General features: G+C 61.0%; 28 protein-coding genes. 14 read left to right on the forward strand and 14 right to left on the reverse strand.

Annotated features, from left to right (window positions below):
- Positions 1–121: 121 nt before the first annotated feature.
- The gene (locus ODQ19_RS05815; protein WP_116665151.1) at positions 122–1,081 is read left to right on the forward strand and encodes a LysR substrate-binding domain-containing protein; all 960 of its coding nucleotides are present in this window, start codon (positions 122–124) and stop codon (positions 1,079–1,081) included.
- A 32-nt stretch (positions 1,082–1,113) separates the two neighbouring features.
- Here the strand turns inward: ODQ19_RS05815 and ODQ19_RS05820 are convergent, their stop codons facing one another.
- From ODQ19_RS05820 to ODQ19_RS05830, 3 genes are all read right to left on the reverse strand, one after another.
- Positions 1,114–2,049, reverse strand: a complete 936-nt coding sequence (locus ODQ19_RS05820; protein WP_116665150.1) for a LysR family transcriptional regulator — start codon at positions 2,047–2,049, stop codon at positions 1,114–1,116.
- Positions 2,050–2,186: 137 nt separating this feature from the next.
- Entirely contained in the window at positions 2,187–3,374 is a 1,188-nt protein-coding gene (locus ODQ19_RS05825) for a cyanate transporter (RefSeq protein ID WP_330209546.1), read from the reverse strand.
- Positions 3,375–3,588: 214 nt separating this feature from the next.
- Entirely contained in the window at positions 3,589–5,211 is a 1,623-nt protein-coding gene (locus tag ODQ19_RS05830) for a 5-guanidino-2-oxopentanoate decarboxylase (protein WP_330209547.1), read from the reverse strand.
- Between the two features lie 111 nt (positions 5,212–5,322).
- On the opposite strand from ODQ19_RS05830, the gene ODQ19_RS05835 reads away from it, so the two are divergent.
- Positions 5,323–6,192 carry a LysR substrate-binding domain-containing protein gene (locus ODQ19_RS05835; protein ID WP_330209548.1) on the forward strand — a complete coding sequence of 290 codons (870 nt, stop codon included), beginning with the start codon at positions 5,323–5,325 and terminating at the stop codon, positions 6,190–6,192.
- A 147-nt stretch (positions 6,193–6,339) separates the two neighbouring features.
- Here the strand turns inward: ODQ19_RS05835 and ODQ19_RS05840 are convergent, their stop codons facing one another.
- A complete protein-coding gene (locus tag ODQ19_RS05840) occupies positions 6,340–6,954 on the reverse strand; it encodes an NAD(P)-dependent oxidoreductase (RefSeq protein ID WP_330209549.1) in 615 nt (204 codons plus the stop codon).
- A 34-nt stretch (positions 6,955–6,988) separates the two neighbouring features.
- Entirely contained in the window at positions 6,989–7,855 is an 867-nt protein-coding gene (locus ODQ19_RS05845) for an MBL fold metallo-hydrolase (RefSeq protein WP_330209550.1), read from the reverse strand.
- 105 nt (positions 7,856–7,960) lie between these two features.
- Here ODQ19_RS05845 and ODQ19_RS05850 point away from each other — a divergent pair, with 105 nt between their 5' ends.
- Both ODQ19_RS05850 and ODQ19_RS05855 read left to right on the forward strand, forming a co-directional pair.
- The gene (locus ODQ19_RS05850; protein ID WP_044273488.1) at positions 7,961–8,866 is read left to right on the forward strand and encodes a LysR family transcriptional regulator; all 906 of its coding nucleotides are present in this window, start codon (positions 7,961–7,963) and stop codon (positions 8,864–8,866) included.
- Between the two features lie 100 nt (positions 8,867–8,966).
- Positions 8,967–9,146: a hypothetical protein gene (locus tag ODQ19_RS05855; RefSeq protein ID WP_003189580.1), complete on the forward strand. Its 180-nt coding sequence runs from the start codon at positions 8,967–8,969 to the stop codon at positions 9,144–9,146.
- On the opposite strand, the gene ODQ19_RS05860 is transcribed toward ODQ19_RS05855, so the two are convergent.
- A complete protein-coding gene (locus ODQ19_RS05860; protein ID WP_330209551.1) occupies positions 9,139–10,014 on the reverse strand; it encodes a helix-turn-helix domain-containing protein in 876 nt (291 codons plus the stop codon). The two genes, ODQ19_RS05855 and ODQ19_RS05860, sit on opposite strands and share 8 nt — an antisense overlap.
- A 180-nt stretch (positions 10,015–10,194) precedes the next feature.
- Here ODQ19_RS05860 and pobA point away from each other — a divergent pair, with 180 nt between their 5' ends.
- Complete coding sequence (gene pobA, locus ODQ19_RS05865; RefSeq protein WP_330209552.1) at positions 10,195–11,388, forward strand: 4-hydroxybenzoate 3-monooxygenase; 1,194 nt, start codon at positions 10,195–10,197, stop codon at positions 11,386–11,388.
- Positions 11,389–11,454: 66 nt separating this feature from the next.
- Complete coding sequence (locus ODQ19_RS05870; protein ID WP_330209553.1) at positions 11,455–12,972, forward strand: MDR family MFS transporter; 1,518 nt, start codon at positions 11,455–11,457, stop codon at positions 12,970–12,972.
- 163 nt (positions 12,973–13,135) lie between these two features.
- On the opposite strand, the gene ODQ19_RS05875 is transcribed toward ODQ19_RS05870, so the two are convergent.
- Genes ODQ19_RS05875 through ODQ19_RS05885 form a run of 3 tightly spaced genes read right to left on the reverse strand, consistent with a single transcriptional unit; the run spans position 13,136 to position 15,171 of the window.
- A complete protein-coding gene (locus ODQ19_RS05875) occupies positions 13,136–13,975 on the reverse strand; it encodes a cache domain-containing protein (RefSeq protein ID WP_330209554.1) in 840 nt (279 codons plus the stop codon).
- 55 nt (positions 13,976–14,030) lie between these two features.
- Positions 14,031–14,501, reverse strand: coding sequence for a cyanase (gene cynS, locus ODQ19_RS05880; protein ID WP_116665141.1), 471 nt, complete (start codon positions 14,499–14,501; stop codon positions 14,031–14,033).
- Between the two features lie 28 nt (positions 14,502–14,529).
- The gene (locus ODQ19_RS05885) at positions 14,530–15,171 is read right to left on the reverse strand and encodes a carbonic anhydrase (protein ID WP_330209555.1); all 642 of its coding nucleotides are present in this window, start codon (positions 15,169–15,171) and stop codon (positions 14,530–14,532) included.
- 112 nt (positions 15,172–15,283) lie between these two features.
- Between ODQ19_RS05885 and cynR the strand changes: the two genes are divergently transcribed.
- Positions 15,284–16,135 (forward strand): transcriptional regulator CynR, encoded by an 852-nt coding sequence (gene cynR / locus ODQ19_RS05890; protein WP_330209556.1) that lies wholly within the window; start codon positions 15,284–15,286, stop codon positions 16,133–16,135.
- A gap of 89 nt (positions 16,136–16,224) precedes the next feature.
- Here cynR and ODQ19_RS05895 read toward each other — a convergent pair whose 3' ends face one another.
- Positions 16,225–16,998 carry a transporter substrate-binding domain-containing protein gene (locus ODQ19_RS05895; protein ID WP_116665138.1) on the reverse strand — a complete coding sequence of 258 codons (774 nt, stop codon included), beginning with the start codon at positions 16,996–16,998 and terminating at the stop codon, positions 16,225–16,227.
- Between the two features lie 446 nt (positions 16,999–17,444).
- Between ODQ19_RS05895 and ODQ19_RS05900 the strand changes: the two genes are divergently transcribed.
- The 5 genes from ODQ19_RS05900 to ODQ19_RS05920 all read left to right on the forward strand — a co-directional run bounded on the left by ODQ19_RS05900 (position 17,445) and on the right by ODQ19_RS05920 (position 22,099).
- On the forward strand, positions 17,445–18,815 hold the full coding sequence (locus tag ODQ19_RS05900) for a glutamine synthetase family protein (RefSeq protein ID WP_330209557.1): 1,371 nt from the start codon (positions 17,445–17,447) through the stop codon (positions 18,813–18,815).
- Between the two features lie 98 nt (positions 18,816–18,913).
- Complete coding sequence (locus ODQ19_RS05905; RefSeq protein WP_116665136.1) at positions 18,914–19,513, forward strand: class I SAM-dependent methyltransferase; 600 nt, start codon at positions 18,914–18,916, stop codon at positions 19,511–19,513.
- A 122-nt stretch (positions 19,514–19,635) separates the two neighbouring features.
- Positions 19,636–20,769, forward strand: coding sequence for a ribonuclease D (gene rnd / locus ODQ19_RS05910; protein WP_073523246.1), 1,134 nt, complete (start codon positions 19,636–19,638; stop codon positions 20,767–20,769).
- A complete protein-coding gene (locus tag ODQ19_RS05915) occupies positions 20,766–21,059 on the forward strand; it encodes a YcgL domain-containing protein (RefSeq protein WP_014717482.1) in 294 nt (97 codons plus the stop codon). The genes rnd and ODQ19_RS05915 overlap by 4 nt, the downstream gene beginning before the upstream one ends.
- A 107-nt stretch (positions 21,060–21,166) precedes the next feature.
- The gene (locus tag ODQ19_RS05920) at positions 21,167–22,099 is read left to right on the forward strand and encodes a D-2-hydroxyacid dehydrogenase (RefSeq protein ID WP_116665135.1); all 933 of its coding nucleotides are present in this window, start codon (positions 21,167–21,169) and stop codon (positions 22,097–22,099) included.
- A gap of 123 nt (positions 22,100–22,222) precedes the next feature.
- Here ODQ19_RS05920 and ODQ19_RS05925 read toward each other — a convergent pair whose 3' ends face one another.
- The gene (locus ODQ19_RS05925; protein WP_116665134.1) at positions 22,223–22,816 is read right to left on the reverse strand and encodes a nitroreductase family protein; all 594 of its coding nucleotides are present in this window, start codon (positions 22,814–22,816) and stop codon (positions 22,223–22,225) included.
- A gap of 153 nt (positions 22,817–22,969) precedes the next feature.
- On the opposite strand from ODQ19_RS05925, the gene ODQ19_RS05930 reads away from it, so the two are divergent.
- Both ODQ19_RS05930 and ODQ19_RS05935 read left to right on the forward strand, forming a co-directional pair.
- The gene (locus ODQ19_RS05930; protein WP_116665133.1) at positions 22,970–23,419 is read left to right on the forward strand and encodes a YcgN family cysteine cluster protein; all 450 of its coding nucleotides are present in this window, start codon (positions 22,970–22,972) and stop codon (positions 23,417–23,419) included.
- A gap of 13 nt (positions 23,420–23,432) precedes the next feature.
- The gene (locus ODQ19_RS05935) at positions 23,433–24,653 is read left to right on the forward strand and encodes a hypothetical protein (RefSeq protein WP_330209558.1); all 1,221 of its coding nucleotides are present in this window, start codon (positions 23,433–23,435) and stop codon (positions 24,651–24,653) included.
- A 130-nt stretch (positions 24,654–24,783) separates the two neighbouring features.
- On the opposite strand, the gene ODQ19_RS05940 is transcribed toward ODQ19_RS05935, so the two are convergent.
- From ODQ19_RS05940 to ODQ19_RS05950, 3 genes are all read right to left on the reverse strand, one after another.
- Complete coding sequence (locus ODQ19_RS05940; protein ID WP_330209559.1) at positions 24,784–25,134, reverse strand: YgaP family membrane protein; 351 nt, start codon at positions 25,132–25,134, stop codon at positions 24,784–24,786.
- A gap of 67 nt (positions 25,135–25,201) precedes the next feature.
- The gene (locus ODQ19_RS05945) at positions 25,202–25,669 is read right to left on the reverse strand and encodes an RNA methyltransferase (protein WP_003189607.1); all 468 of its coding nucleotides are present in this window, start codon (positions 25,667–25,669) and stop codon (positions 25,202–25,204) included.
- Between the two features lie 160 nt (positions 25,670–25,829).
- Positions 25,830–26,204 (reverse strand): YajD family HNH nuclease, encoded by a 375-nt coding sequence (locus tag ODQ19_RS05950; protein ID WP_003189609.1) that lies wholly within the window; start codon positions 26,202–26,204, stop codon positions 25,830–25,832.
- Positions 26,205–26,275 lie beyond the last annotated feature (71 nt).

Below are 26,275 nucleotides of genomic sequence, written 5' to 3' on the forward strand. Positions count from 1 at the left end.
TCGGCGCGCCTCCTGTTACAGGCTAGGTGGCGTAGCCTAGAATTCACTTCTATGAAAGCGAAGGCAAATCAGATAAAGTAAGCCTGGCTTAGTTTTTTTACCATGGAAGGGGGATTGATTAATGTTCGCAAAATTGCCGTTGACAGCCATTCGTGCATTTGAATCTGCTGCAAGACTCGGTGGGTTTAAAGCAGCCTCCGCGGAGTTGTTTGTCACCCCAGCGGCAGTATCACAACAAATAAAAACACTTGAAAACTTATTGGGCAGTATGCTTTTTGTACGCACTCCTCATGGTGTTCAACTCACTGCGAACGGTGAGAGGCTATATTCAAAGGTGCATCTTTCTTTTTTGGATATAAGCAGTAGTATGTCGTTGCTTAAGCCACCCGCCGACTCCAACACACTCCGAGTTTCTACCACGCCGGCATTTGCGTCTTTATGGTTGATTCCTCGGCTGGCGAAATTTTATAGTGAACATCCAGACATTCATGTCAGTGTTGAAACCAGTAATGAAGTGGTGGATTTATTTCGTGACTCATCTGTTGATTTAGCTATTCGTTGTGGGTTTCGCGATTTTCCAGACTTGTACAGCCACGCGCTTATGCGCGAACAGTTTGGTGTTTTCTCCCACGCCCATTGGAAGCAAGAAGAAGCTGAAGCTTCGTTGAAACTTATAAATATACGTTGGGCTACGGCATCGCCCGCTTCAATTAGTTGGGCGTCCTGGTGCGCGGCTGCGAATCATGAGAGTTGGCTATCAAACGCGGTCTATCGTGAATACAACGATGAGCATTTTGCGCTCCAGGCCGCTATTGCGGGGCATGGCTTGACGCTGGCGAGCACGGTCTTGGCGGCAGACTATGTTGCGAATGGATTGCTGATTCCTTACAGACCCGACATCAAGATTCCGGGCGCGCAGTTTTCAGCCGTGTGCGTGCCGGGGCGTGAGCGTTCAGGTGCCGTAAAGCAGTTTCTGGCCTGGATGGTCAAAGTGATAGCCGCCTGCCATACCGATTACCCTGTCGCTCGGGATGACGCGTCGCAGGCTGTCACTAAGCGCCGAACGTCACTGGCTATTTGATTAGGGTGTGGAGAGCTTGAGCAGGCGCGTTCCTACAACAAACCCTGATCCGCACACACCTTCACCACTTGCTCCCGAAACCAAGTATTAGCGCTGTCCTGCCCACTGGTTTCGTTCCACTGCATATCCAGGGTGAACCCCGGCAAACCGTTAGGTGCTTCGCAAACACCGAATGCCGGCGCTGGCGCCAGCAACTTTTGCACGCGGCGGGGCAGGGTGACGATGAAGTCGGTGCCGGCAATCATCTTCAATGCCGCGCTGTAGCTGTTGGCCCGCGCGATCACCTGGCGCTTGCGCGCCTGGCGGGCTAGCCAGCCGTCGATCATGTTGGTGTCGGAGGTCCACGGCGTGGGGAATACGTGGCGCCGCTCAACGAAGGATTGCAGGCTGAACGCCGGCTCCCTGGGTGCCGAGCGTTGGTCGCACACGCAGACCAAATCGTCCTCCAACAGCATCTGGGTCTTGAAGTCTTTATGGGCGCGGTGAAAGTGCGGGCCGAAGCAGATCACCAGGTCCAGGCGACCTTCACGCAGGTCGTCGGCGGGGATGTCGGTTTCCAGCTTCTGCACGTTGACGATCACCGGCAGGTCGGCATGGTCGAAGCGCTTCAACAGGCGCGGCAGGATCAACTGTTCGAAATATTCCGGCGCACACACGTTGAAGGTCACCGCCTGTTGGGTCGGGTCGAACGCCTGGCCACCGGCGTGGCACAGGTTGATGCTTTCCAGAATCTTCTGCACATGCTCGTACATGGTGGTGGCCTTGTACGTAGGACGCATGCCTGCGCGGGTGTTGATAAACAGCTCATCTTCAAAGCTGGTGCGCAGCTTCTTCAGGCTATAGCTCACGGTGGACTGGCTGACGAACAGCGTTTCAGACACCTCGGTAACGCTGCTCTGGTCGTAGACGGCGATAAACACCATCAAATCCTGCATATCAAGCTTTCTGAGCAAGTTACTGTTTAGCATCGGTTTCGTCCGTAAACCCTTTGTACCGAACTCAGTACAAGACTGAGCAAAATGTTAACGGAACGCTCGTACCAATAGAAAGCTCTGTAGGACCCTTCAATGTTTTGTGTGGGACAAAAAATGTTTGTAATACGACGTCAGCGGATATGCCGTGCGTAATGCACCGGGTTGAAACGCATCACGATCAGCAGCATCAGCCCGCTCACTGCCATTAACGACCACCAGGCCCATTCGAAGCTGCCCAACTGGTCGCGGATCATGCCGGCGATCAGTGGCGACAGGCCGGCGATCAGATAACCGATGCCCTGCACAAACGCGGTAAGGCCTCCGGCACGGCGCGGGTTGTCGAGGTGGTCCAGGGACAGGATCAGGCTCATCGGGAACAGGCCGCCAATTCCCAGGCCGAGCAGGCAGGGCCACAACAGGCTCCAGTGTTGGGGGCTGAGAATGAGGCCGCAGAACCCCAGGATGATCAGCACCAGCAGCACCGCTACCACGCCGCGTTTATCTTGGCGGCGGTTGGCGATGGCCGGACTGACCAGGCCGGAGATCACCTCCATGGCGGTCAAGAAACCCAGCAGCAAACCGGCATTCTGTTCACTCCAACCCTGCTCGACGTAGTACGGCGCCAGCCACGCCAGCACACAGGTGTAGGACGCGGTGCCGAGGCCAAAAAAGACCGCCAGCAACCAGGCACGACGGTTGCTGAAAAATGCCTCCTGGGGCCCCGAACCGGCTTGAGGCAATGGCGGCAGGGCCGAACGCTGTGCATACCAGAACACCAGGGCCAACAACGCCAGCATCGCCCAGATCGCCAGACCGATACGCCAGCTGCCGGTCTGGGTTTGCACCAACGGCGAGAACGAAGCAGCCAGGGCCGCGCCGCCCATGATCGCGGTGACATACAGGCCCATGAATAACGAGACATTGGCGCTGAACCGGGACTTGATCAGCGCCGGCATCAACGCCTGGATCAGCGCAATGCCGACACCCGCCGCAATGGCACTCACGATCAGCTCCAGTGCCGAATCCAGGAACAGCCGCGACACAGTCGCCAGCCCAATCACCAGCAGCGACGCCACAATGCTGCGATGCTCGCCCACGCGCTTGGCCAGGCCCATGCCAAAGAACATCGCCAGGCCCATGGCCATGACTGGCAACATGGTCAGTAAGGCTGCGCTGCTGAAACTGAGCGGCACATCCGCGCGAATCGACGCCAATAAAGGCCCCACGGCCGCCATCGACGGACGCAAATTGAGGGCGACGAGCACCACGCTGATCATCAGCCATACGGCGGTGGTGGATTTTGTCTGAACGTTTTCCATGGGCCTGCCTTGAATGAACAAGGGCGAATCAGGCCATGGAGCGTGCAGCGGGGCAAATCAGAAAGTCGCAGGGGTTATTGAAAAAATGCGGATGCCGAGTGGTGAGGTAAGCGCGCAGTGGGCGTCGGCTGTCAGGCCGCCTTCGCGAGCAAGCCCGCTCCCACAATTTGATCGCGGGGCGTCGGGGAGATATGGGTGGGCTGTCAGGCCGGGATTACAGACTCGTCAACTCCCACTGCCCCTGGTCGATTTCAAGCAGCGTCGGCCCCTGGCGATCAGCGGCGGCACGTAAAGCAGTGCGCAACCCTTCAATGCCATGGACGCTTTGTGCCGCGCAGCCCAGAGCCTTGGCCACACCGATAAAGTCCGGCGTGTAGATGTCCACACCCACCGGCTCGATGTCACGGTTGACCATGTACTTCTTGATCTCTTCATAGCCTTGGTTATTCCACAACAGCACGATCACTGGTGTACGGGCCTCCACCGCGCTGGCCAGTTCCGGCAGGGTGAATTGCAAACCGCCGTCGCCGATCAGGCACACCACCGGTTGGCCATCGCCGCGCCCGAGCCAGGCACCCATAGCGGCGGGCAGGGCATAACCCAGGGTGCCGTAACCGGTAGAGGCGTTGAACCAGCGGCGCGGGTGGTCGAGGTTCAGGGTCAGGTTGCCGCTGTACACCGGTTGAGTGGAGTCGCCCACGAACACTACGCCGGGCAGTTCCTCCAGAACGGCGTTGAGAAACCGGGTTTGCGCACGCGTCGCAGCGTCCCACGTAGGTTCCAGCTCGGCCCATAAACGAGCGACGCGTGCTGTGCCCCAGTCGGTAGTGCGCGGCGCCAGCGGCTGGCGGTTGATTTCGGTGAGCAGGGCCTGGGTGGCGATGCGTGCGTCGGCCACCAGTGCCACTTGGGGTGGGTAATTGCGTACGGCCTGGTCCGGGTCGATGTCGATGCGCAGCAGCGTACCGGGAATGTTGAAACCACCGGCGAAGTTGACGTCGTAGTCGGTCTCCGCCAACTCCGTGCCGATCGCCAGCACCACGTCAGCTTCAGCCACCAAGGCACGGGTGGCGAGCAGTGTTTGCGTGGAGCCGATCAGCAGCGGGTGCGCGGCGGGCAACAGGCCCTTGGCGTTAATGGTCAGGGCCACGGGCGCGCCGAGGGCTTCTGCGAGGTGGGTCAGTTCGGCGGCGGCGTCAATGGCGCCGCCACCGGCCAGGATCAGCGGGCGCTTGGCCGCAGCCAGCCTCTGGCTCATCTGCTGCACGGCCGCCGGTGCCGCGCCAGCGCGGGCGACGCTGACTGGCGTGCTGCCCAGCAACGCGTCGGCATTTTCCACCAACACATCCAGGGGGATCTCGATATGCACCGGGCGCGGCCGGCCGGCCTGGAACAACGCGAATGCCCGCGCCAGCACGCCCGGCAGTTCCGCCGCCGACATCAGGGTGTGAGAGAACGCCGCCACCCCGGCCACCAGCGCGCTCTGGTTTGGCAGCTCGTGCAACTTGCCGCGCCCGCCGCCTAACTGGCTGCGTGCCTGCACGCTGGAAATCACCAGCATCGGGATCGAGTCGGCATAGGCCTGGCCCATGGCTGTGGTGATATTGGTCATGCCGGGGCCTGTGATGATAAAGCACACGCCGGGCTTGCCACGGGTGCGCGCATAGCCGTCGGCCATGAAGCCGGCGCCCTGTTCGTGGCGCGGGGTGACATGCCGAATACTGGAGCGCGCCAAGCCCCGGTACAGCTCCACGGTGTGTACGCCGGGAATGCCGAATACGTGGTCCACGCCGTAGCGTTCCAGGAGGTGCACCAATACTTCGCCGCAGGTCGCCATACAGGTCGCTCTTGTGATGGGGTCGAAGCGCTATTGGAGCGGTTGGCCGGTGGCGGCAACAATGGATAAAAAGTCATACTCGCTATGTCCTCCGGTCATGGCTGCGCCCCAATGAAACGTCTCCCACCGTTACCCGCGTTGCACACCTTCTGGGTCACGGCCCAGTGCTGCAACTTCACCCGCGCCGCCGAACACCTGCACATCACCCAGGGCGCGGTGAGCCGGCAGGTGGCCGGGTTGGAAAGCCAGTTGGGCTATGCCTTGTTTCAGCGCCAGGCGCGGGGCTTGAGCCTGACGGAGGAGGGGCGCGAATGGTTGGCGTGCGCGCAACAGGTGTTTGGCTTGCTCGCTGACGCGGTGGAACACATCGGTGACCGGCGCCGAACCTTGCAGCTCAAAGCGTCCACCTGCGTGATGCGCTGGCTGTTGCCGCGCTTGCTGCACTGGCAAAAAGAGCGCCCGGATGTGCCGGTGGAGCTCACCACGACGGTGGCCTATAACGTCGACTTTCGTCGCGAACAGTTTGACGCGGCGGTGATCTACGGGCCCATCGCCGAGCAGTCGGCCGAGGCGCGGCATCTGTTCGACGAGCGCCTGACACCGGTCTGCGTACCTGGGTTGCTGGGTAGTCTGCATACGCCGCAGGATTTGCAGCATCACCTGCTGCTGCACCCGACACGGGACGAGCGCGACTGGGCGTTGTGGCTCAAGGCTGCCAATACCCGCTTGAGCGATCCCATCCAACGGCATCACTTCGAAACCTTGGACTTGGCAATGACCGTAGCGTCCCAGGGCACCGGGGTGGCGATGGGCGACAGTGCGCTGATTGGCGAGGATCTGAAGGCCGGGCGGTTGGCAATGCCGTTTGAACTGCGGGTGTCGACGGGGATGGGCTATTACCTGGTGTATCCGCCGGGGAAGGAACCGTCGGTTGGGTTGGTCGAGCTGATGGATTGGTTGGTCAGGGAAGCCAGTGCGTGAGCTGGCTTGCCCGTACATCGCCCTAGGTAGGAGCGAGCTTGCTCGCGAAAAACGTCAACGATAACGCCTACTTCCTGAATGAACGCGGCGCCTGTGAGTTTTTCGCGAGCAAGCTCGCTCCTACAAAAAAGGCAAGCCAGCGTTGGGTCAGTAACCGACCGTAAAGCGCTGGCGCGAGTGCTTCGGTGTTTCCACTTCATCCAGCATGGCGATGGCGAAGTCGGCAAAACTGATCGAGCTATTGCCGTCACTGTCCATCAGCAGCTCATCCTTGCCCAGGCGGAAGTTGCCGGTGCGCTGGGTGCCGTCGAACAGGGCCGATGGCGACAGGAAGGTCCAATCAAGGTCCTTTTCCTGGCGCAGCGTCTCCAGGAAGTCAGCTCCGGCACTGGCTTCAGCTTTGTATTCAGCCGGAAACCCTTCGCTGTCGATCACGCGCCCGCCACCGGGCAACAGCAGTGAACCGGCGCCGCCGACCACCAACAGACGTTTCACCCCGGCCTTCTTCACCGGGCCGATCACGGCGCTGGCGGGGAGGGTGGCGAAGTGCGCGGCGCTGAGCACCACGTCGCTGCCGCTGATGGCGTGTTGCAAGGCTTCGGCATCCAGGGCATCAACCTGTTTGACCGTAACACCAGGACGCACGGCCAGCTTGTCGGTATTACGGGCGATGGCCGTCACGGTATGCCCGCGACGCAGCGCTTCTTCCAGCAGTTGGCTACCGGCACGGCCGGTGGCACCAATGATTGCGATCTTGCTCATGATGTTCTCCAACAGGGTTAAGGTTTAAAGCCAATTACCACTTCATTTCGCCCTTGGCGACTTTGGCGCTCAGTTCCAGCGAGCTTTCGTCGGCAAGGGTGGGGTAACGTTTTTTCATGGCCGCAATCAGGGCGGCGGAATCCTTGGCCTTGGCGGTTTCGAGGTCGAAGGCCTTGATGTAATCGGCAGTGAACTTGACCGAGGCCAGCGACGGCGTGCCCAGGTAATGGCCCGGCACCACGGTGCTCGGTTTCAGGTCTTCAATGCGCTTGAGGGTAGCCAACCAGTCTTGATGGGATTGCGCGCTCTGGGTATCGGCCATCCACACGTGGATATTTTCAGCGACCACCACACCACCGACCACGGCCTTGATCGACGGGATCCACACAAAGCTGCGATCCGGCTGCGGGCCGTCGAGGCCCACCACTTCAAGCTGCTGTCCTTCCAGGGTCAGGCTATGGCCTTTAAGTACCTGCGGTACAAGGGTCTTGGCCGGTTTTTCCGCGCCCATTTTCGGGCCCCAGAAGGCCAGCTTGTCGGCGACGGTGGCGTTGATATGGTCGACCACCGGCTGCGGCGCCAGCACCTTGGCGTCGGGGAAAGCGGTGGTCAGGGTGTCGAGGCCGAAGTAGTAATCCGGGTCGCCATGGCTGATGTAGATGGTGGTCAGGTGCTTGCCGCTGGCGCGGATCTTCTGCACCAGCTGCTCGGCTTGGCCTTTGCCGAATTGCGCATCCACCAGGATCGCGTCTTTCTCGCCGCTCACCAGCACCGAGCTGACCGGGAAGATCGCAGCTTCGCCTGGGTTGTACACGTCCAGTTTCAGCTCTGCCGCCGCTGCGTGGGCAGCGAAGGCCAGGGCGGCGGTGGCCAGGGTCAAGCGTTTGAAGGTCGAGAACATCGGGCAGCTCCTGCCATCGGTAAGGGATGCACAGAGCTTAGTTGCATAAAACGCGACAAAAAATGCGATGCTGGGACATAGTTTGTTTCTAAAAGCGGGCAAATCATGGATCGTCTTCAAGCAATGCGCGTGTTTGTCACCGTGGTGGACCTGGGCAGCCAATCCGCCGCAGCCGACCACCTTGACCTGTCGCGCCCGGTGGTCTCGCGCTACCTGGCCGAGCTGGAAGACTGGGTGGGCGCACGCCTGCTGCACCGCACCACGCGCAAGCTCAGCCTCACCGCCGCCGGGGGTGAAACGCTACCGCGTTGCCGGCAATTGTTGGATTTGTGTGGGGATATGCAGGCCGCCGTCAGCGAGCCCGATGATGCGCCCCGAGGTCTGTTGCGCCTGAGCGTCAGCACCTCGTTCGGCCAGGCGCAGCTGGGCGCGGCGATTGCCGAGTACGTCAAGCGCTACCCGTTGGTGACGGTGGATTTGCAGATGCTCGATCGCACGGTGAACCTGGTGGACGAGCGCATTGACCTGGCGATCCGAACCAGCAACGATCTGGACCCCAACCTGATCGCCCGGCGTCTGACCGTATGCCGCTCGGTGGTGTGCGCCACACCGGCTTATCTGCGCGAGCATCCGGCGCCGCAGAAAGTCGAAGACCTGGCCCGGCACAATTGCCTGACCCACTCTTACTTCGGCAAGAGCCTGTGGCATTTCGAAGAAAACGGAGAGCACGTGTCGGTGCCGGTCCACGGCAATATCACGGCCAACGAAGCCAGCACGTTAATGCGCGTGACGCTGGCCGGGGCAGGGGTGGCGATGCTGCCCAGTTATCAGGCCGGTGAGCTGATTCGCAGTGGGGAGTTGGTGCGCTTGCTGCCGCACGCCGAGCCACGACAAATGAATATCTATGCGGTGTACGCCTCACGCAAACACATGCCCTCGGCGCTGCGCAGCCTCCTGGATTTCCTGGTGCTGCGGTTTCCCGAAGAGCCGGTTTGGGACGTAGGACTCTGAGGTGAAATAAGCGCGCTGAATGGCACCGCATCATGGCAAGTTGCCCTGACTGACCTATGCTTTAAACAGCACCCTGTAGATCCGTTCAGAGGTCTGTGCCATGAGCATCAAAACCAGAAAGTACCTGACGATTTTCACCCTCTGCGCATTGGCGACAGCGCTGTATGGGACTGCCGCCTACCGCGTCGAGCAAACACGCATGCAGCCGGCGGCGTTCGCCATCAGTTGCCATCAGGACCAATGCGTTCCCCGCACCGGCAGTTTCAGTGCGCTCAGGTAGGCTGCTCTGCCTTCAGTTGTTCACGAAACGCCTTGGGTGAGAACCCGACTCTGCGGCGAAACAGCCGTGAGAAGTTGGTGGGGTCGGAAAAGCCCAGCACCTCGGACATCTCGTTGATGGTCATGCTGGTGTAGGTCAGCAGGCGCTTGGCTTCCAGCAACTGGCGGTCATGCATGATCTGCAACGCTGGTTGCCCACCCAACTCCCGACACGTCCCGTTCAAGTGTGAGACCGAGATGCCCAGTTTGTGGGCCAGGTCTTCAATCTTGGGGTGTTCGCGGTAATGCTGTTCGACCAGTTGCGTAAACCGCCGAAAGTACTCACGACCCCGCGGTGCGCGTGGGTGGCGGCGCTGGATCGCCTGGCGGCTGACCCACACCAATAACACGCTGACCAGGGCGTGCAGCATCATGTCCCGTGCCGGTTGGTCATCGGCGTATTCGTCCTGCAAACGTAGGAACAGGCTGTTCAAGTAGTCGCTGTCCTTGCCCGCCGGGTAGCTGCCGAGTGTGTGCAGGCCATCGACGGTAGAGCCCAGTTGCGCCTGCAAGTGGCTGACCAGCGGCGCCGAAAGCGTTACCACAAACCCTTCTACATCCTCGGAAAAACGAAAGCCATGCACGCACAGCGGTGGCAGCACTTGCAGGCTCGACTCGTTAAGCGTGGTGCGCTGGCCTTCGATTTCCAGCTGTGCCTGGCCTTTGTGCACATACAGCAACTGGCACAGGTCCGCGTGCCGGTGGGGCTGGATTTCCCACTGGTATTCCCGACTGCGCCGGGAAATGGTTTCGCAGTGCAACAAATCGGGAGTCGGCCACTGCTGGCTTTCCCCGTAAAGCTTGAAGACCGGAATCGCGGTTTTGGTCATGGTTTCAATCCGATACTCAGGATAATGGTTCGGTAATCGCCCCGATTGGCGAAAAGCACAGGTTTTGACGCAGTTTTCACCTTCTTATGCGGCTCACTCAAGTGAAAAATGTCAGCCATAAGACCAATGACAACTCTTTCACTCCATACGTTCGCGTGAAGCTTGAAGGCCATAAAAATAATGAAAACCCTTAACACTCAAGTCGCCATTATTGGCGCCGGTCCTTCCGGATTGCTGCTCGGCCAACTGTTGCACAATGCTGGCATCCAAACCCTTGTTCTAGAGCGTCAGAGCGCCGATTACGTGCAAGGCCGTATCCGCGCCGGTGTGTTGGAACAGGGCATGGTCGACCTGCTGCGCGAAGCCGGGGTCAGCCAACGCATGGACACCGAAGGTTTGGTGCACGACGGGTTTGACATTGTCCTCAATGGCCAACTCACCTCCATCGACCTCAAGGCCTTGACCGGTGGCCAATCGGTGATGATCTACGGCCAGACCGAGGTCACCCGCGACCTGATGGCCGCCCGCGCAGCCGCCGGTGCCATCACCCTGTACGAAGCCTCCAATGTTCAACCCCATGACCTGAAAAGTGAACAGCCGTGGCTGACCTTTGAGCATGAAGGCCAAGCCTACCGCCTGGAGTGCGACTACATTGCCGGCTGCGACGGTTTCCATGGCGTGGCCCGCCAGTCGATACCGGCGCAAGCGCTGAAGGTGTTCGAACGCGTCTATCCCTTCGGCTGGCTGGGCGTGCTGGCCGACACGCCGCCGGTACATGCCGAACTGGTGTACGCCAAACATGCGCGGGGCTTTGCGCTGTGCAGCATGCGGTCGCTGACCCGCAGCCGTTACTACCTGCAAGTGCCGGTCGAAGAAAAGCTGGACGACTGGTCGGATGAGCGTTTCTGGGAGGAGCTGAAAAACCGCCTGCCCGGCGCATTGGCTGAACAATTGGTGACCGGCCCGTCGATCGAGAAAAGCATCGCGCCGCTGCGCAGCTTTGTGGTGGAACCCATGCAGTACGGGCGCCTGTTCCTGCTCGGCGATGCCGCGCACATTGTGCCGCCCACCGGTGCCAAGGGCTTGAACCTGGCGGCCAGTGATGTGAGCACCTTGTTCCGCATCTTGCTCAAGGTGTACCGCGAAGGGCGCCTGGACTTGCTGGAAAAATACTCGGCAATCTGCCTGCGCCGGGTGTGGAAAGCCGAGCGGTTTTCCTGGTGGATGACCTCGATGCTGCATCAGTTTCCCCAGGCGGACGCCTTCAGCCAGCGCATTGCCGAGAGCGAACTGGACTATTTCATTCACTCCCAGGCCGGGCGCAAAACCATCGCAGAAAATTACGTCGGCCTTCCTTACGAGCCTATCGAATAGCCTGCTATCGTATCGAGCATTCCCACCGGTGACCGTTGCCTGTGGGCCCTGCTCGAAGGTTCTGCCGTGACTCACCTCAATCAGCCCGCTCCAACCGTTCCCGCCGTGCGCAGTATCCTGGTCGCGCTGATGATGGCGATCTTCCTGGGTGCCCTGGACCAGACCATTGTCGCCGTGTCCATGCCGGCCATTTCCGCACAGTTCCATGACGTCAACCTGCTGGCCTGGGTGATCTCCGGCTACATGGTGGCGATGACCGTGGCGGTGCCGATCTACGGCAAGTTGGGTGACCTGTATGGGCGCCGGCCCATGATGCTCATCGGCATGGGCGTGTTCACCCTGGCGTCGCTGTTTTGCGGCCTGGCGCAAAGCATGGAACAACTGGTGCTGGCGCGGGTTCTGCAGGGCATCGGCGCTGGCGGGATGGTCTCGGTGAGCCAGGCGATCATTGGCGACATTATTCCTCCCCGCGAACGGGGACGTTATCAGGGGTATTTCAGCAGCATGTATGCGGTGGCCAGCGTGGCCGGGCCGGTGCTGGGCGGCTATATGACCGAGTACCTGTCGTGGCGCTGGGTGTTTTTGATCAACCTGCCACTGGGTGCCGGCGCCTGGTACGTGGCCCATCGCACTCTGGTGGGGCTGCCGGTGCCGCAGCGCAAGCCCATCATCGATTACCTCGGCACGGTGCTGATGATCATCGGCCTGACTGCCTTGTTGCTGGGCATCACCGAAATCGGCCAGGGCCATTCGTGGCGTGACGATCAAGTGCTGGGGTTGCTGGCCTGTGCCCTGTTGGCATTGAGCGCGTTTGTGTGGCACGAACGCCGCGCGCGCGAACCGCTGCTGCCCATGCACTTGTTTGCCAACCGCAGTGCGGTGTTGTGCTGGTGCACGATTTTCGTCACCAGCTTCCAGGCGATTTCCCTGACGGTGCTGATGCCCCTGCGTTACCAGACCGTGACCGGCGCCGGTGCCGACAGCGCGGCCCTGCACTTGCTGCCCTTGGCGATGGGCTTGCCGATGGGCGCGTATTTCGCCGGGCGCATGACCTCGGTGACCGGCCGCTACAAACCGATGATCCTCGGCGGCGCGTTGTTGAGCCCCTTGGCGATCCTCGGCATGGCCTACAGCGCCCCCCAGGCGGTGGTGCTTACCAGCGTCTTCATGTTGTTGTGCGGTATCGCCGCCGGTATGCAGTTCCCGACCTCGTTGGTAGGTACGCAGAACTCGGTGGAGCAACGGGATATCGGTGTGGCCACCAGCACCACCAACCTGTTTCGCTCCCTGGGCGGGGCAGTGGGGGTGGCCTGTATGTCGGCGTTGCTGCTGGCGCTGTTGCACGATTCCAGTTTCGCCCATTTGACGAGCGGCGCACTGGTGGCCGAAGGCAGTTCCGGCAACGTACTGCTCGACGGCCTCAACGCCGCACCCGGCCCGGCGCAGGATGCCCTGCGCGGCGAGTTGGCGGTGACGTTTCGGCATTTGCTGATGGTGAGTGCGGCGGTGTCGCTGCTGGGGTTGGCGGCTGCGATAGCGATGCCCAACCGGGTACTGCGCGGTCGTGAAGACAAAGCCCAATAACGGTTAATCGCCCACTGTAGGAGCGAGCTTGCTCGCGAAAAACGTCAACGATAACGCGGGCTTTCTGAGTGAACGCGGCGCCTTTGAGTTTTTCGCGAGCAAGCTCGCTCCTACAAAAAAGCGCTGCCCCCGCCCACCGTTTTATTGCAGTTCACATCTTGGATCAGGGGCTGTAATACCCCACCGCAACCATGAAATGCCCGCTCTTGCGCACATAGGCATGCTTGTTCTCGACCTTGCCCGTCACCGGGTTTTTCCAGCGGTATTTGTATTCGCCCTGGTCTTGTTCGGCCATCATCTGGAGGATCGGCACACCCACCGGTTTGCCATCCGGGTCCTTGATCTTGGCAAAATCGGTGTTGATCAGGCGCAGGTTGGTGCCATGGGCGACGTAGCGCCGCGTGTTCAGGTCCACCACGAACACGTAGAGATCATCTTGCAGGAAGCCGCCCTGCAAGGAGTTGATCGCCTTGAGCGTGCCGGTTTCATCCTTGACCAACGCCTCCACCGCCTTGTTGCGCAGCGCCCGTGCCTGTTCCGGTGTGGCGCGCGGCAAGTAATAACCGACCGCCAGGATGCGTTCGCCCACCCGCTGATAAAACACGTGCTTATGTTCGACCTTGCCGTCATTCCAGTTCTGCCAGCGATAGTCAGCCTGCTGGATACCCTGGCCTTCCGGCACGCTCAAGGCTTGTTTGAACGAGGCTTGCAGGTCGGGCCCGAGTACCTCGGACACATCGCGACCGATCAGCGCGGAGGAGGGCCCGCCACTGGCCAACAGCACGCCTTGGGTATTGACCACAAACACATAACGGTCCTGGTCGATGAACTCGCCCTGACGGCTGAAGGCGGCGAACGCTTTGTCACCTTGCTTGTGGTAGTACGCCAAGGCCTTTTCCAGCAGGGCCTTGGCGGCTTGGGCATCCGCTTCCTGTGCCGTGGCAGCATGCACCTGGCTGCAACACAACAGCAGCAGCCAGGTGAATCGGAGCAGTCTCTTCATTGACCCGTCCCTCGTTCTTGTTGGTGTGCCAAGAGCGTAGACGGTTGGCGGCGAATCAGAAGGGTTTGGTCGGCAGGTATTTGCCGTCCAGGGTGATGACCGCACGGGAGCCGCCGTCCGGGTCTTCGACTTTCTTGATGTCCAGCTTGAAGTTGATGGCGCTGATGATGCCGTCGCCGAATTGCTCATGCACCAGGGCCTTGAGGGTGGAACCGTAGACCTGCAGCATTTCATAGAAACGGTACATGGTTGGATCGGTCGGCACACCGCTCGGGAAGCTGCCGCGCAGGGGCACACTTTGCAGCAGGCGGCTGGCGTCCTCGTCAAGGCCGAGTTTGCCGCACACGATATCGGCCGCTTCCTTGGGCAGCGGGTGTTGGCCGAGCAGTGCGGCGGTGACGAATGCCAGGCTCAGCCCCGTGCCGTCGGTGAGGTCCTGCCACGACAGGTTTTTGCGTGCCTTGAGGTCGATAACGGTGTCGGCCAGGGCCAGGCGTGGGGTTTGAGCGAATTGGGAGTGCAACATGGTGACGTCCTCTTGGGTTGATTAGGGTTCAGGCGGCGTGGGCGCGGGTGCTGGGGTGGTCGAGCAGGGAGACGAAGCGCCCGGTGTGCCCGTCCAAAGCGTCAATGCCGCCGGTTTCGATGTCGTACACCCAGCCATGCAGGTTCATCCGGCCTTGTTCCAGCGCCAGGGCGACCGAAGGGTGGGTCTTGAGATTAGCCAGTTGGGCGACCACGTTTTCGCGCACCAACGAATCCAGGCGGGCAGCGTGCGAGGCATGCGTACGGGCGGCATTGATCACCTTGGCCGACTCGGCATGGCGCAACCAGTTGGCCACGGCGGGCAGGTGGTCCAGGCATTTGCAGGTGGAAATCGCGGTCATTGCGCCGCAGTCCGAGTGCCCGCAAATCACAATGTCGCTGACGCCCAGCACCGCTACGGCATATTCGACTGTGGCCGACACACCTCCCGGCTCCGGGCCGTAGGACGGCACTATGTTGCCGGCGTTACGGATGACGAACAGGTCACCGGGTTCCTGCTGGGTCAACAGCTCGGGGACTACGCGGCTGTCAGAGCAGGACACGAACAAGGTGCCGGGGTTTTGCGTGGTCGCCAGGTGTTTGAACAAGTCACTGCGAGGGGTAAAGGCTTCACGTTGGAATTTGCGAAAGCCGTCGATGAGAGTCTGCATGGTGGTTCTCCTTGCGTCGCTGATGGGGCAAGGATGGAAGTTTTCGTTTATAGCGTCCAAGACCGGTTTATGATGCTGTCTATAAGCCATGCCTATAGTTGGAGCGCTGCCCATGCTGTTGCGTCATATCCGTTACTTGCTGGCCGTTGCCGAGCATCGCAATTTCACGCGGGCTGCCGAGGCGCTGCACGTGTCGCAACCGACCTTGTCGCAGCAGATCAAGCAACTGGAAGAAAGCCTGGGCGCGCCACTGCTGGACCGCTCCGGGCGCAGTGTCAGCCTGACCGACGCGGGGCAGGCCTATGTGCGTTATGCGCGGCTGGCCTTGCAGGATCTACAAGCCGGCACCCGCGCCATACATGACGTGCAGGACCTGCGCCGAGGGCATTTGCGCCTGGCCATGACGCCGACCTTCACCGCCTACCTGATCGGTCCGCTGCTGGCACGGTTCAATGCGTTGTACCCTGGCATCACCCTGAGCATTGAGGAACTGACCCAAGACCGTATCGAAGCCGCGCTGGGCGAGGACCAGCTGGATATCGGTATCGGCTTTACCGGCGAGCATGGGCTGGAGATCGACTGTGAGGCGCTGTTTGTCGAAGAGCTGAGCCTGGTCATCAGTGCCAGTCACCCCGAACGCACACAACCGGCCTGGCTCGAACAGCCCCTGGTGCTACTGAACACAGGCTTCGCCACCCGCCGCTACATCGACGACTACTGCCACCAGCAAGGGGTTGAACCGCAGATTGCCATGGAGGCCAATTCCATCAGCGCGATTATCGAAATCGTGCGCAGCACGCCCCTGGCAACCATCCTGCCCCGCGCACTGGCCGAGGCCCAGGCAGGCCTGCATGCCGTGGCGATTGACCCACCGTTGCCGCAGCGCACCGCGGCATTGCTGAGCCGCAAGGGCGCGTATCGCAGCGCTGCGTGTGCGGCGTTTGTAGCGTTGATCAAGGCGTAGGACCGGACTGGCGCCCCAGGATCCAACTGTGGGAGCTTGCCTGCGATGACGGCCGGACAATCAACACCGATCTACCTGACACCCCGCATTCAAGGCGCAGCCAACCACTGCCCCACAATCCCCGCATACGCCCCCGTCGCCACACTCAAATGCAACCACTGGTCCACATAACTCTTCCAGGCCACATCATCGCGCGGCAACAAAAACGCTTTTTCACTGTACTGCATCGGTTGCTCCGGGTTGACCGCACACAACCCAGGTTTGAGCTTCTGCTGATAACGCGCCTCGCTGGCGTCGGTAATCATCACATCGGCTTTGCCCGCCAGCAGCTCATCAAAAATCGTCACGTTGTCATGCAGGCGAATCTGCGTCTGGCCCAAGTGCGCACGGGCAAACACTTCATTGGTGCCTCCGGCGGGTTCGATCACTCGCACCTGGGGCTGGTTGATCTGTTCCACTGTCTGGTAGCGCTGCACATCGGCGCAGCGCACCAGTGGGATCTTGCCATCGACCCCGAGCGATTGGCTGAAGAAGGCTTTTTTCTGACGCTCCAACGATACGGAAATACCGCCCACCGCGATGTCGCAGCGTTGGGCGAGAAAGTCCGGCATCAGGGTTTTCCAGGTGGTAGGCACCCAGGTGATCTTGGCGTTGAGGCTCTTGGCCAGTGACTCGGCCATGGCAATGTCGATGCCTTCATAGCCGCCGTCGCTGCGCAGCGAGGTGTAAGGCTTGTAGTCGCCGGTGGTGCACACGGTGAGGGTGCCGCGCGCAATCACTTCATCAAGGCGAGATGCAGCAGTGTCGGCCTGGGCGACATTGGCCAGGCTTGCCAGTACACAGAGGGCCAGAGGCGCTTTCATGGGGTCGAATCCTTTGGGCATGGTCAAAGCAGCCATAATGCCCGTTTTTTGTAGGAGCGAGCTTGCTCGCGAAAAACCTGAGTGCGCCGCTGTGCACCAGGCACCCCGCGTTATCGTTAACGATCTTCGCGAGCAAGCTCGCTCCTACAGACAGAATGTTTAGCCAAACTGCAACCAAACTCCGTCAAGCCTGAATTTACCCGCGTATCCCCGCGTGTGACGCTCAAGTTTCTCTATCACTGTGAACCGCGCATGCACGCTTGCCACGACACTCACACCGCGACATTGCCGTCTGCGCTTGCGTTCTGGGCTCTGTTCCATTGCCGACACGCGCGCCCGCCAGATACCTCTCTCCTACGTTGATCTACCCCATGGATGACGCGCACCTGTGCGCATCTGCCCGGCGGCGCCTGCGCGCTTGCCTGACGCAAACGTATGAGAATCCCATGAGTGTTTTTGCCAGCCTACATGAAGCCCAGACCTTCCTTGAACAGAACCCCGACATTGAGATGTTCGAGCTGTTTATCCTCGATAACAACGGCGTACCGCGCGGCAAGCTGCTGCACCGCGACGAACTGCTGGCGGTGTACGAAAGTGGCCGGCCCCTGCCCAGCACCATCCTCGGCCTGACTATCAATGGCGATGACGTAGAAAACTCCGGGCTGGTCTGGGAGGTGGGGGATATCGACTGCCGCGCCTACCCGATCAGCGGCAGCTTGCAGCGCATGCCATGGCGCTTGATCCCCACCGCGGCGGTGCAAGTCAGCATGCACCCCACCGAAGGCATGCCCGCCACCGTAGCTGACCCCAGGCACCTGCTGGCCAAGGTTATCGAGGCGCTCAAGGCCGACGGTTATTACCCGGTGATGGCGGCGGAACTGGAGTTCTACCTGCTCGACCAAAAGCCCGACAGCAACGGCCGCCCACAACCGGCGCGGGATGTAGACGGCAATCGCCCGCGCTCGACCCAGGTCTACGGCCTGCGCGAGCTGGAGCAGATTGAGCCGTTTCTTGCCGACCTCTACAGCGCCTGCAAACTGCAACGGATTCCGGCGCGTACGGCCATCTCCGAGTATGCACCGGGCCAAGTGGAAATCACCCTCGAACACCGTACCGACGCGCTGCAGGCGATGGACGAAGCCGTGCGCTACAAACGCCTGGTCAAAGGTGTGGCGCACAAACATGGAATGAGCGCCTGTTTCATGGCCAAGCCGTTCGACGACCTGGCCGGTACAGGCATGCATATGCACGTCAGCCTGGCCGATGCCCAGGGCAATAACCTGTTTGCCAGTGAAGCGGCCGACGGCACGCCACTGCTGCGCCAGGCCGTGGGCGGCATGCTCAGTACCTTGCTCGATTCACTGTTGATGTTCTGCCCCAACGCCAACTCTTATCGACGCTTCCAAACCAACAGCTATGCGCCGCTCGCTGCCACCTGGGGCGTGGACAACCGCACCGTCAGCCTGCGTGTGCCTGGTGGCCCGGCTCAATCCCGGCATATCGAACACCGCATCTGCGGCGCCGACGCCAACCCCTACCTGGCGGCCGCCGCGATCCTGGCCGGCATTCATCGAGGTATCCGCGAACAGCTCGACCCTGGCGCCCCGGTGGAAGGCAACGGCTACGCCCAGGCCAAGGAACTGCTGCCCACCGACTGGCTGACCACCTTGCGCGCGCTAGAAACCTCCCGCTGGGCACCGGATGCGTTCGGGCGCGAATTCCTCGACGTTTATCTGGCGGTCAAACGCGCCGAATACCGCCAGTTCATGGGCGAGGTAGGGGAGCAGGATTGGCGCTGGTACTTGCATCAAGCGTGACCGGTTTTAGTGGGGGGCTTTCGACCTTTTTTTCACGTTGCGGGGGTTAAGCTGCGGATCAAGGTCGTTTACTACCGTTTCATTCACATGAGCCCGCGATGTCGCCACAACCTCCATCCTCCATCGAGACCGAATTCACTGAGCGCTATGACCGTGAGCATGCCCGGGGCTGTGGCGACCCGCGTCCGCCCAGGCTGTTGCAGCGCCTGTCGGCGTGGCGCGATGCGCGGTTGGTACGCCAAGCCCTGAAGGTGGCGGGGGAGCCAGGGCTTATCCTCGACCTGGCGTGCGGTTCCGGGCGCTTCTGGCCGGTGCTTGCCGAACATGTCAACCGCGTGATCCTGGCCTCGGACAACTCCCAGGCGATGCTCGATCACGCGCGCACCCATCACCCGGGCGGGTTGCTCAAACGTGTCAAAACATTCCAGGGCTCGGCGTTTTCCATTGGTCTTTCGGCGAATGCGGTGGACTGCATTTTCTGCCTGGATTTGTTTCGCCATGTGCCCGACAGTGATGCGCGACTCATGTTGCTGCACGAGTTTCACCGCGTCAGCCGCGACACGGTGATTGTCGCCGTGAACGTGGGCACGCCGGTAGAGAGCGAGTTTCGCCAAGCCGGCTTCAAAATCCTCCATTACCAAGAGTTCCTGCCGGGCTCGCGGCGATGGTGCGTCTACGTTTTGCGTAAGAGAGGATAACGGCCGTTTGTCGGACTATTCTTCATCTCCTGTCGGAGTTTTCATGATGGCGTGTGCACTGCGGATGCTCGCAAGCCCCTTTCGCGATATATACTGCGCGCCATTCTTCAAGGGAGAGCCGTGTGGCCATCGATATTCACTGGATCTGCGACAACGATAGCCTCGGCCAGCATTGCGCCGAATGGCAGCAGTTGCCATTCGTCGCCCTCGACACCGAATTCATGCGGGTCGACACCTTTTACCCTATTGCCGGGCTGATCCAGATCGGTGATGGCGTGCGCGCTTACCTGATCGACCCCCTGACCATCGACAACTGGCAACCTTTGGCCGCCTTGCTGGAGAACCCAGCAGTGATCAAGGTGGTGCACGCCTGCAGCGAAGACCTGGAAGTGCTGTTGCGCCTAACTGGCAGCTTGCCAGTGCCGTTGTTCGACACCCAATTGGCGGCGGCGTACCTCAACCTCGGTTTCTCCATGGGGTACTCGCGCCTGGTGCAGGCGGTGTTGGATATCGAGTTGCCCAAGGGTGAAACCCGCTCCGACTGGCTGCAGCGGCCATTGTCGGAGACGCAGATCAGCTACGCCGCCGAAGACGCGGTGCACCTGGCCGAGGTTTACACGCGCCTGCGCCCGCAACTGTCGGACGACAAATACGCCTGGGTATTGGAAGACGGCGCCGAACTGGTGGCCAACCTGCGCCGTGAGATCGACCCTTACGAGGTGTACCGCGACGCCAAGCTGGCGTGGAAATTGTCCCGTGCCCAACTCGCGGTGCTACGTGAACTGTGCGCCTGGCGCGAGCAGCAGGCCCGTGCTCGCGACTTGCCGCGCAACCGCATTATTCGCGAACACTCGTTGTGGCCCCTGGCCAAATCCCAGCCGGATAACCTTGCCGCCCTGGGCAAGATCGAAGACATGCACCCGCGCACTGTGCGCCAGGACGGCCAGTTTTTGCTGGACCTGATCAAACGCACCGGTAGCGTGCCCATGGACCAATGGCCGCCTGCCGTGGCTGAGCCTTTACCCGTGGACGCTGCAGCGTTGATCAAGCAACTGCGGGCCCTGGGCCAAACCTTCGCCGAGCGCCTGGACATGGCGCCGGAACTGATGCTGCGCAAGAAAACCCTCGAAGCCCTGGTTAAAAGTGGCTACCCCGATGGGCCTTACCAATTGCCAGACTCGCTGCGTGGCTGGCGCCGCGAGTTGATGGGCCAGGCGTTGCTCGACAGCCTGGCCAATGCCGGAGAACAGCCTTGAAACGTATTTGCTCCATCTACCGCAGCAAGAAAAAAGACGGCATGTACCTCTACGTGCTCAAAAGCGATGCCCTGGAGCGCGTGCCCGAGCCGTTGATGGAAGCCTTCGGCAAGGCGCATCACGCCTTTGACATGGTGCTGACGCCGGAGCGCAAGCTGTCGCGCGAAGACATCACTGTGGTGCTGGAAAACCTCGACAAGCAGGGCTACCACCTGCAAATGCCGCCGGCCGAGGACGAGTACATCGAGCACTTGCCCGAAGAGCTGCTGCGCCGCAACGACCCGATGTGATCGACCAGTGCCCGGCTCAGGGCACCGTTTCAATGGAATCGTATTAGAGGACGGTGGCCGTAAGGATGCGGGCGGCCGTCTGCACTGTTTTTTCAAAGGTTTGAACCATGCGTGTTCTGATTGCTGAACAGGATCATCCGCTCTACGCCCAATTGCTCAGGGACGCCGCCCCAGACCTCGAAGTGCTGACCAGCGGCGACTCGGCCGAACTGTCGCGCCTGGCCGCCGACTGCCCGGTGTGGCTGGGCCAGCCCGATCTGTTGGCGACCCTGCTGCGCCAGGGCCATCACCCGCAATGGCTGCAATCGACATGGGCGGGCATCACGCCGCTGCTGGCCGACGGCTTGCCCCGCGACTATCGCCTGACCCGCGCGGTGGGCATTTATGGCCAGGTCATGGCCGAGTTTGTCCTCACCTACATGCTGGGCCACGAGCGCGAAGTGCTGGCGCGGTTGGTCAGCCAGGTAGAGCGCAAGTGGGATAACCGCATGGGCCAGAGCCTGGCCGGGCGCAAGGCGCTGATCGTCGGCACCGGTGACATTGGCCAGAGCGTGGCCGAGTTTTTGCTGCCATTCGGCGTGCAGCTGTATGGCATCGCCAGCCAGGCCCGCGAGCAGGCGCCGTTTATCGAAGTGGCCGGGCTCGACCAGTTGGGCCGGCTGGTGGGGGAGGTGGATTACGTGATCAACCTGCTGCCCAACACGCCTGATACCCATGATCTCTACGACGCGGCGCTGTTCAAGCAATTCAAGCCCACCGGTTTGTTTATCAACGTCGGACGTGGCGTGGCGGTGGTGGACGCCGACCTGGTCGAGGCGCTCAAAGAAGGGCACCTGGCCGGCGCGGTGATCGACGTGTGCCGCCAGGAGCCTTTGCCGCAACGCCACCCGTTCTGGACGGCGTGGGGCCTGCTGTTGACCGGGCACAGCTCGGCACCGACCTCACCGCCGATGATGGTGGAGTTGTTTGTACAAAATCTGCGTGCGTATCAGGCCAAGCAAGCGCTGCGCGGGGAAGTGGATTTCGAGCGCGGTTACTGACAAAACGCGGAAAAAATGTGGGAGCGGGCTTGCTCGCGAATGCGGTGTGGCAGCCACCCAATGTGTTGACTGATCCACTGCATTCGCGAGCAAGCCCGCTCCCACATTGAGTGTATGCAAGGCCTAGAGGCTGAAGTCCCCCTCGGACACCAGCTCGCTCAACGGCTTGCGTGGGCTCGGTACTTCGCGCCCTTGCAGGTACTCCGGCAAGCTCGACTTGTCACCCAGCTTGCCCACCGCCACGGCCGCATGCAGCGCATAACCCTGGGGAATCTTCAGCTCCTTTCGGGTCAGTTCCTGATCGAAGCCGGCCATGCCGTGGGTGTGCCAGCCACTGAGGCTCGCTTGCAGCGCCAGGTGGCCCCAGGCCGAGCCGGTGTCGAAGGTGTGCCACAGCGCCGGGGTTTCTTCTGTGGCGCCGGGGGCGATGAAGTCGGTTTTCGACGCGATGATGACCAGGGCCGACGCATGCTGCGCCCAATTGCGGTTGAATTCATTCAGTAGGCCCAGGAAACGCTCCCAATCCGGCGTGTCACGGCGCGCATACAGAAACCGCCACGGCTGCGAGTTGTAGGCAGAAGGCGCCCAGCGTGCCGCTTCGAAGAAACTCAGCAGCGTCTCCTGCGGGATGCTCTCGCCGGTAAAGGCGCGGGGCGACCAGCGCTCGGTAAATTGGGTGTGGATCGGATAATCGGCAACGCGGGAGTTATTGCTCATGGACAGACCCTGATGAAAAAACCGGGATTCAAAACTACTGCGCCCACCCAGGCCTGACAAGTCTTGCAACACCGTCAGTCGTAAGCGCTTGGCCCCAGCGGGCTTGGGCACTAGACTGGCGGCCTTTTCACCTTCCGATACTGATGCAGAGCCATGGCCGCCAAAGTCGAACCTTTCTGGATACGCAAAACCCTTGAGCACCTCGACCAGCAGGAGTGGGAGTCATTGTGCGACGGCTGTGGCCTGTGCTGCCTGCAAAAGCTCGAGGATGAGGACGACAACAGCGTCTATTACACGCGTATCGCCTGCAAACTGCTCGACCTGAAAACCTGCCAGTGCACCGATTACCCCAACCGCCGCGCCTCGGTGCCTGATTGCATCCAGCTCACGCCGGGCCAGGCCGACCAATTCAAATGGTTGCCGCCGACCTGCGGTTACCGCCTGGTCAGCGAGCGCAAGGATTTGCCGCTGTGGCATCACCTGGTCTGCGGCGACCGTGACGCGGTGCACCACGAACGCATTTCCCAGTCCGGGCGCATGCTCAGCGAAGGCAGCGTGCCCGAGGACGACTGGGAGGATTACCTGATTTTCCGCGCAGGCTGAACGAGGAGTGTGTATGAAGGTGGCCGCCAAGTGGGCAGCGGGCCTGGTCGTGCTGGCGCTGAGCGGGCCGGGCTGGTGCGCGAAGAAAGTCGACCTGGATTACCACGTCAAGCTGTTGCCCCAAAGCCAGCAGGCCGAGGTGCGCGTCAGCCTGTCCCAAGGCGCGGCGGTACGCAGCCTGAACTTCGACCTGGGCCGCGACGGTGACTACAGCGACTTCAAGGCCGATGGCCAGTGGCAGGTCAAAGGCAACCGTGGCCTGTGGCAACCCAGCGCCGACAAGGCCAGCCTGACCTACCGGGTGCGCCTGACCCATGCGCGCAAGCCCGGGGTTTATGACACACGAATCACGCCCGGCTGGGCGTTAATGCGCGGCGAAGACCTGGTACCGGCCGCCCGTCTCGACCAGCAGGATGGCGTCGAGCTGGTCTCACGCCTGATGTTCGAACTGCCGACGGGTTGGAAGAGCGTCGAAACCGCCTGGCCGCGCATCGGCCAAAACAAATTCCGCATCGACAACGTGTCCCGCCTGTTCGACCGCCCCACCGGCTGGATGCTGGCGGGCAACCTCGGCAGCCGCCGCCTGCGCCTGGGTGAAACCGACGTCACCGTGGCCTCGCCCAAGGGCCAGGGCATGCGCCGCATGGACGTGCTGACGTTGCTGACGTTTGTCTGGCCCCAGGTGGAGGCCGCGTTCCCGCGCCATCCCGGCAAACTGTTGATCGTCGGTGCCAGTGACCCGATGCGGCGGGGCGCTTATTCGTTACGCGATTCGATCTACCTCAACAGCCGCACGCCGCTGGTTGGCGAAAATGGCAGCAGCCCGCTGCTGCGCGAAATGGTGCAGGCCATCGGGCGCTTCAATGACCACGACAGCAGTGACTGGATCAGCGAGGGCTTGGGCGAGTACTACGCAATCGAGCTGATGCGGCGTGCCGGCGGTATCACCGATGAACGCTATGCGGCGATCCAGGCGCGGCTGACCAAGGAAGGCAAAGACGTCACCACGCTCAAAGGCGAGCACGTCAACGGCGCGACGCTGGCGCGTTCGGTAGTGGTATTGCAGGAACTGGACCGTGAGATTCGCGTGAAGACCCACAACAAGCGCTCCCTGGACGATCTGGCGCAGGCAGTGATGCGGGTGAACAGCATCAACACCAAAGAATTCGTGCAGTTGGCCGAGAGTGTGATCGGTGAATCTTCGGTGGTACTGGATTCCAAATTACTGCGCTGAACGACAAAACTGTGGGAGCGGGCTTGCTCGCGAAGGCGGTGGTTCAGTAGGCCTCTGCGTGACTGACACACCGCCTTCGCGAGCAAGCCCGCTCCCACATTTTAGATCTTCACAGTCTTGAAGACAGGGATCAGGCTTTAGGTTTCACAGCCTTTTCAGCCGCCACTTCAGCGTTGGTCTTCAGGTTCTTCAACTCTTCCCCGGCGCGCTCGATTTTCGTGCGCACGCTATTCATTTCCTGGCGGCCCTGTTCCAGTTTGTCCTTGAGCGAACTGTGCCCGGTAAAGCCACGGGCCAGTGCCACGCCACCAATCGCCACCTGAATCAAGCCGAAAATCCCGCCGCGGCGCAGGCCTTTACCCACCATCATCACTCCGCCGGCCACTGAGCCGATGCGCTCCCAGCCATGCACGTTCTGGGTGGGTTGAGGCTTCAACGGGGTGGCTTCGATGATAGGTCGCAAGGTTTTGCTGTCGCTCATGATCAGTCTCCAACAAGGGCAAGTGTTACTAGCTGACTGCGCGCATGTGCCGGATGTTCCCGCAATATCAGTACTTGGGGCCCGAACGGGTGTTGTTGCCCTTGGCCAGGCGGTCATAGAGCACCACGTTGACCGTGGCCGCCAGGTTCATGCAGCCGGTGGTGGGGATGTACACAACGTCCTCGCACCAGTCGCGGATCTCTTTGTCCAGGGAGCCGTCTTCGGGGCCGAAGATATACAGCGCGCGGTCGGGGTGAGTGTATTCAGGCAACGGGCGGGCGCCTTCGACCAATTCCACGGCGACCGGGATGCAGCCCAGGGGCAGGATCTTTTTCAGGTCGTCGATGCCGATCAGCGGGATATCGTGGTGCACCTTCTTGGTGTCGGTGATGAAATCCCGGGCGCGCTCGTAACGCACGCCGGTGTAGAACACCGAGGCCACGCCGTAGCAGCCGGCGGCACGCATCACCGAGCCGACGTTTTCGGGGGATTTGGGGTTATACAGACCGATGCAGCTGTAGCGTTTATTGCCCACGGGGAAGGGTGCCTTGAGAAAAACGGCGATTATACGGCCTGGGGGGATGCAGTGCTTGGACGATCGTCATCGCGGGCAAGCCCGGCTCCCACAGGGAAATGCATTCCTACTGTGGGAGCTGGCTTGCCTGCGATGAGGCCGGAACAGGCAAAGAAAAGCTTCAGTCGTCCTTCTTCATCAACCCCGCCAACGCCGCAAACGGGTTGTGCGTCGCCTTGGCAATGCTCGGGCTGCTGGTGGAGCCTTCGCCGAAGTACTGCTGGTCGGTGTAGCGCGAGTGTTCGTTGTCGTGGCAGTACAGGCACAGCAACTCCCAGTTGGAACCGTCCTGGGGGTTGTCATCATGGTTGTGGTTGCGGTGGTGGACGGTCAGTTCACTCAAGCGCTTGCCGGAAAATTCACGGGCGCAGCGGCCACACACGTGGGGGTACATCTTCAAGGCTTTATCGCGGTAGCCCATTTCGCGGTCGCGCTGGGCATCGGCAAGGATGCGGTCCAGCTTGGCAGTGTGGGAGGGCGGGTTGTTCGAGCTCATCATGGCTCCTGGCTATTATTGGGTGGTTCACGGACAAGGTTGATTCTAGCCGCTCCCACAGGGGATTGGCG

It is taken from the genome of Pseudomonas sp. AM4(2022), from assembly GCF_036346515.1.
Taxonomy (GTDB): domain Bacteria; phylum Pseudomonadota; class Gammaproteobacteria; order Pseudomonadales; family Pseudomonadaceae; genus Aquipseudomonas; species Aquipseudomonas paracarnis.

What these genes read in the sequence shown, in the direction of transcription:
- ODQ19_RS05815 (WP_116665151.1), top strand. Translation starts at nt 122, where the DNA reads ATGTTCGCAAAATTGCCGTTGACAGCCATTCGTGCATTTGAATCTGCT.
- ODQ19_RS05820 (WP_116665150.1), bottom strand. Translation starts at nt 2,049, where the DNA reads ATGCTAAACAGTAACTTGCTCAGAAAGCTTGATATGCAGGATTTGATG.
- ODQ19_RS05825 (WP_330209546.1), bottom strand. Translation starts at nt 3,374, where the DNA reads ATGGAAAACGTTCAGACAAAATCCACCACCGCCGTATGGCTGATGATC.
- ODQ19_RS05830 (WP_330209547.1), bottom strand. Translation starts at nt 5,211, where the DNA reads ATGGCGACCTGCGGCGAAGTATTGGTGCACCTCCTGGAACGCTACGGC.
- ODQ19_RS05835 (WP_330209548.1), top strand. Translation starts at nt 5,323, where the DNA reads ATGAAACGTCTCCCACCGTTACCCGCGTTGCACACCTTCTGGGTCACG.
- ODQ19_RS05840 (WP_330209549.1), bottom strand. Translation starts at nt 6,954, where the DNA reads ATGAGCAAGATCGCAATCATTGGTGCCACCGGCCGTGCCGGTAGCCAA.
- ODQ19_RS05845 (WP_330209550.1), bottom strand. Translation starts at nt 7,855, where the DNA reads ATGTTCTCGACCTTCAAACGCTTGACCCTGGCCACCGCCGCCCTGGCC.
- ODQ19_RS05850 (WP_044273488.1), top strand. Translation starts at nt 7,961, where the DNA reads ATGGATCGTCTTCAAGCAATGCGCGTGTTTGTCACCGTGGTGGACCTG.
- ODQ19_RS05855 (WP_003189580.1), top strand. Translation starts at nt 8,967, where the DNA reads ATGAGCATCAAAACCAGAAAGTACCTGACGATTTTCACCCTCTGCGCA.
- ODQ19_RS05860 (WP_330209551.1), bottom strand. Translation starts at nt 10,014, where the DNA reads ATGACCAAAACCGCGATTCCGGTCTTCAAGCTTTACGGGGAAAGCCAG.
- pobA (WP_330209552.1), top strand. Translation starts at nt 10,195, where the DNA reads ATGAAAACCCTTAACACTCAAGTCGCCATTATTGGCGCCGGTCCTTCC.
- ODQ19_RS05875 (WP_330209554.1), bottom strand. Translation starts at nt 13,975, where the DNA reads ATGAAGAGACTGCTCCGATTCACCTGGCTGCTGCTGTTGTGTTGCAGC.
- cynS (WP_116665141.1), bottom strand. Translation starts at nt 14,501, where the DNA reads ATGTTGCACTCCCAATTCGCTCAAACCCCACGCCTGGCCCTGGCCGAC.
- ODQ19_RS05885 (WP_330209555.1), bottom strand. Translation starts at nt 15,171, where the DNA reads ATGCAGACTCTCATCGACGGCTTTCGCAAATTCCAACGTGAAGCCTTT.
- cynR (WP_330209556.1), top strand. Translation starts at nt 15,284, where the DNA reads ATGCTGTTGCGTCATATCCGTTACTTGCTGGCCGTTGCCGAGCATCGC.
- ODQ19_RS05895 (WP_116665138.1), bottom strand. Translation starts at nt 16,998, where the DNA reads ATGAAAGCGCCTCTGGCCCTCTGTGTACTGGCAAGCCTGGCCAATGTC.
- ODQ19_RS05900 (WP_330209557.1), top strand. Translation starts at nt 17,445, where the DNA reads ATGAGTGTTTTTGCCAGCCTACATGAAGCCCAGACCTTCCTTGAACAG.
- ODQ19_RS05905 (WP_116665136.1), top strand. Translation starts at nt 18,914, where the DNA reads ATGTCGCCACAACCTCCATCCTCCATCGAGACCGAATTCACTGAGCGC.
- ODQ19_RS05920 (WP_116665135.1), top strand. Translation starts at nt 21,167, where the DNA reads ATGCGTGTTCTGATTGCTGAACAGGATCATCCGCTCTACGCCCAATTG.
- ODQ19_RS05925 (WP_116665134.1), bottom strand. Translation starts at nt 22,816, where the DNA reads ATGAGCAATAACTCCCGCGTTGCCGATTATCCGATCCACACCCAATTT.
- ODQ19_RS05930 (WP_116665133.1), top strand. Translation starts at nt 22,970, where the DNA reads ATGGCCGCCAAAGTCGAACCTTTCTGGATACGCAAAACCCTTGAGCAC.
- ODQ19_RS05935 (WP_330209558.1), top strand. Translation starts at nt 23,433, where the DNA reads ATGAAGGTGGCCGCCAAGTGGGCAGCGGGCCTGGTCGTGCTGGCGCTG.
- ODQ19_RS05940 (WP_330209559.1), bottom strand. Translation starts at nt 25,134, where the DNA reads ATGAGCGACAGCAAAACCTTGCGACCTATCATCGAAGCCACCCCGTTG.
- ODQ19_RS05950 (WP_003189609.1), bottom strand. Translation starts at nt 26,204, where the DNA reads ATGAGCTCGAACAACCCGCCCTCCCACACTGCCAAGCTGGACCGCATC.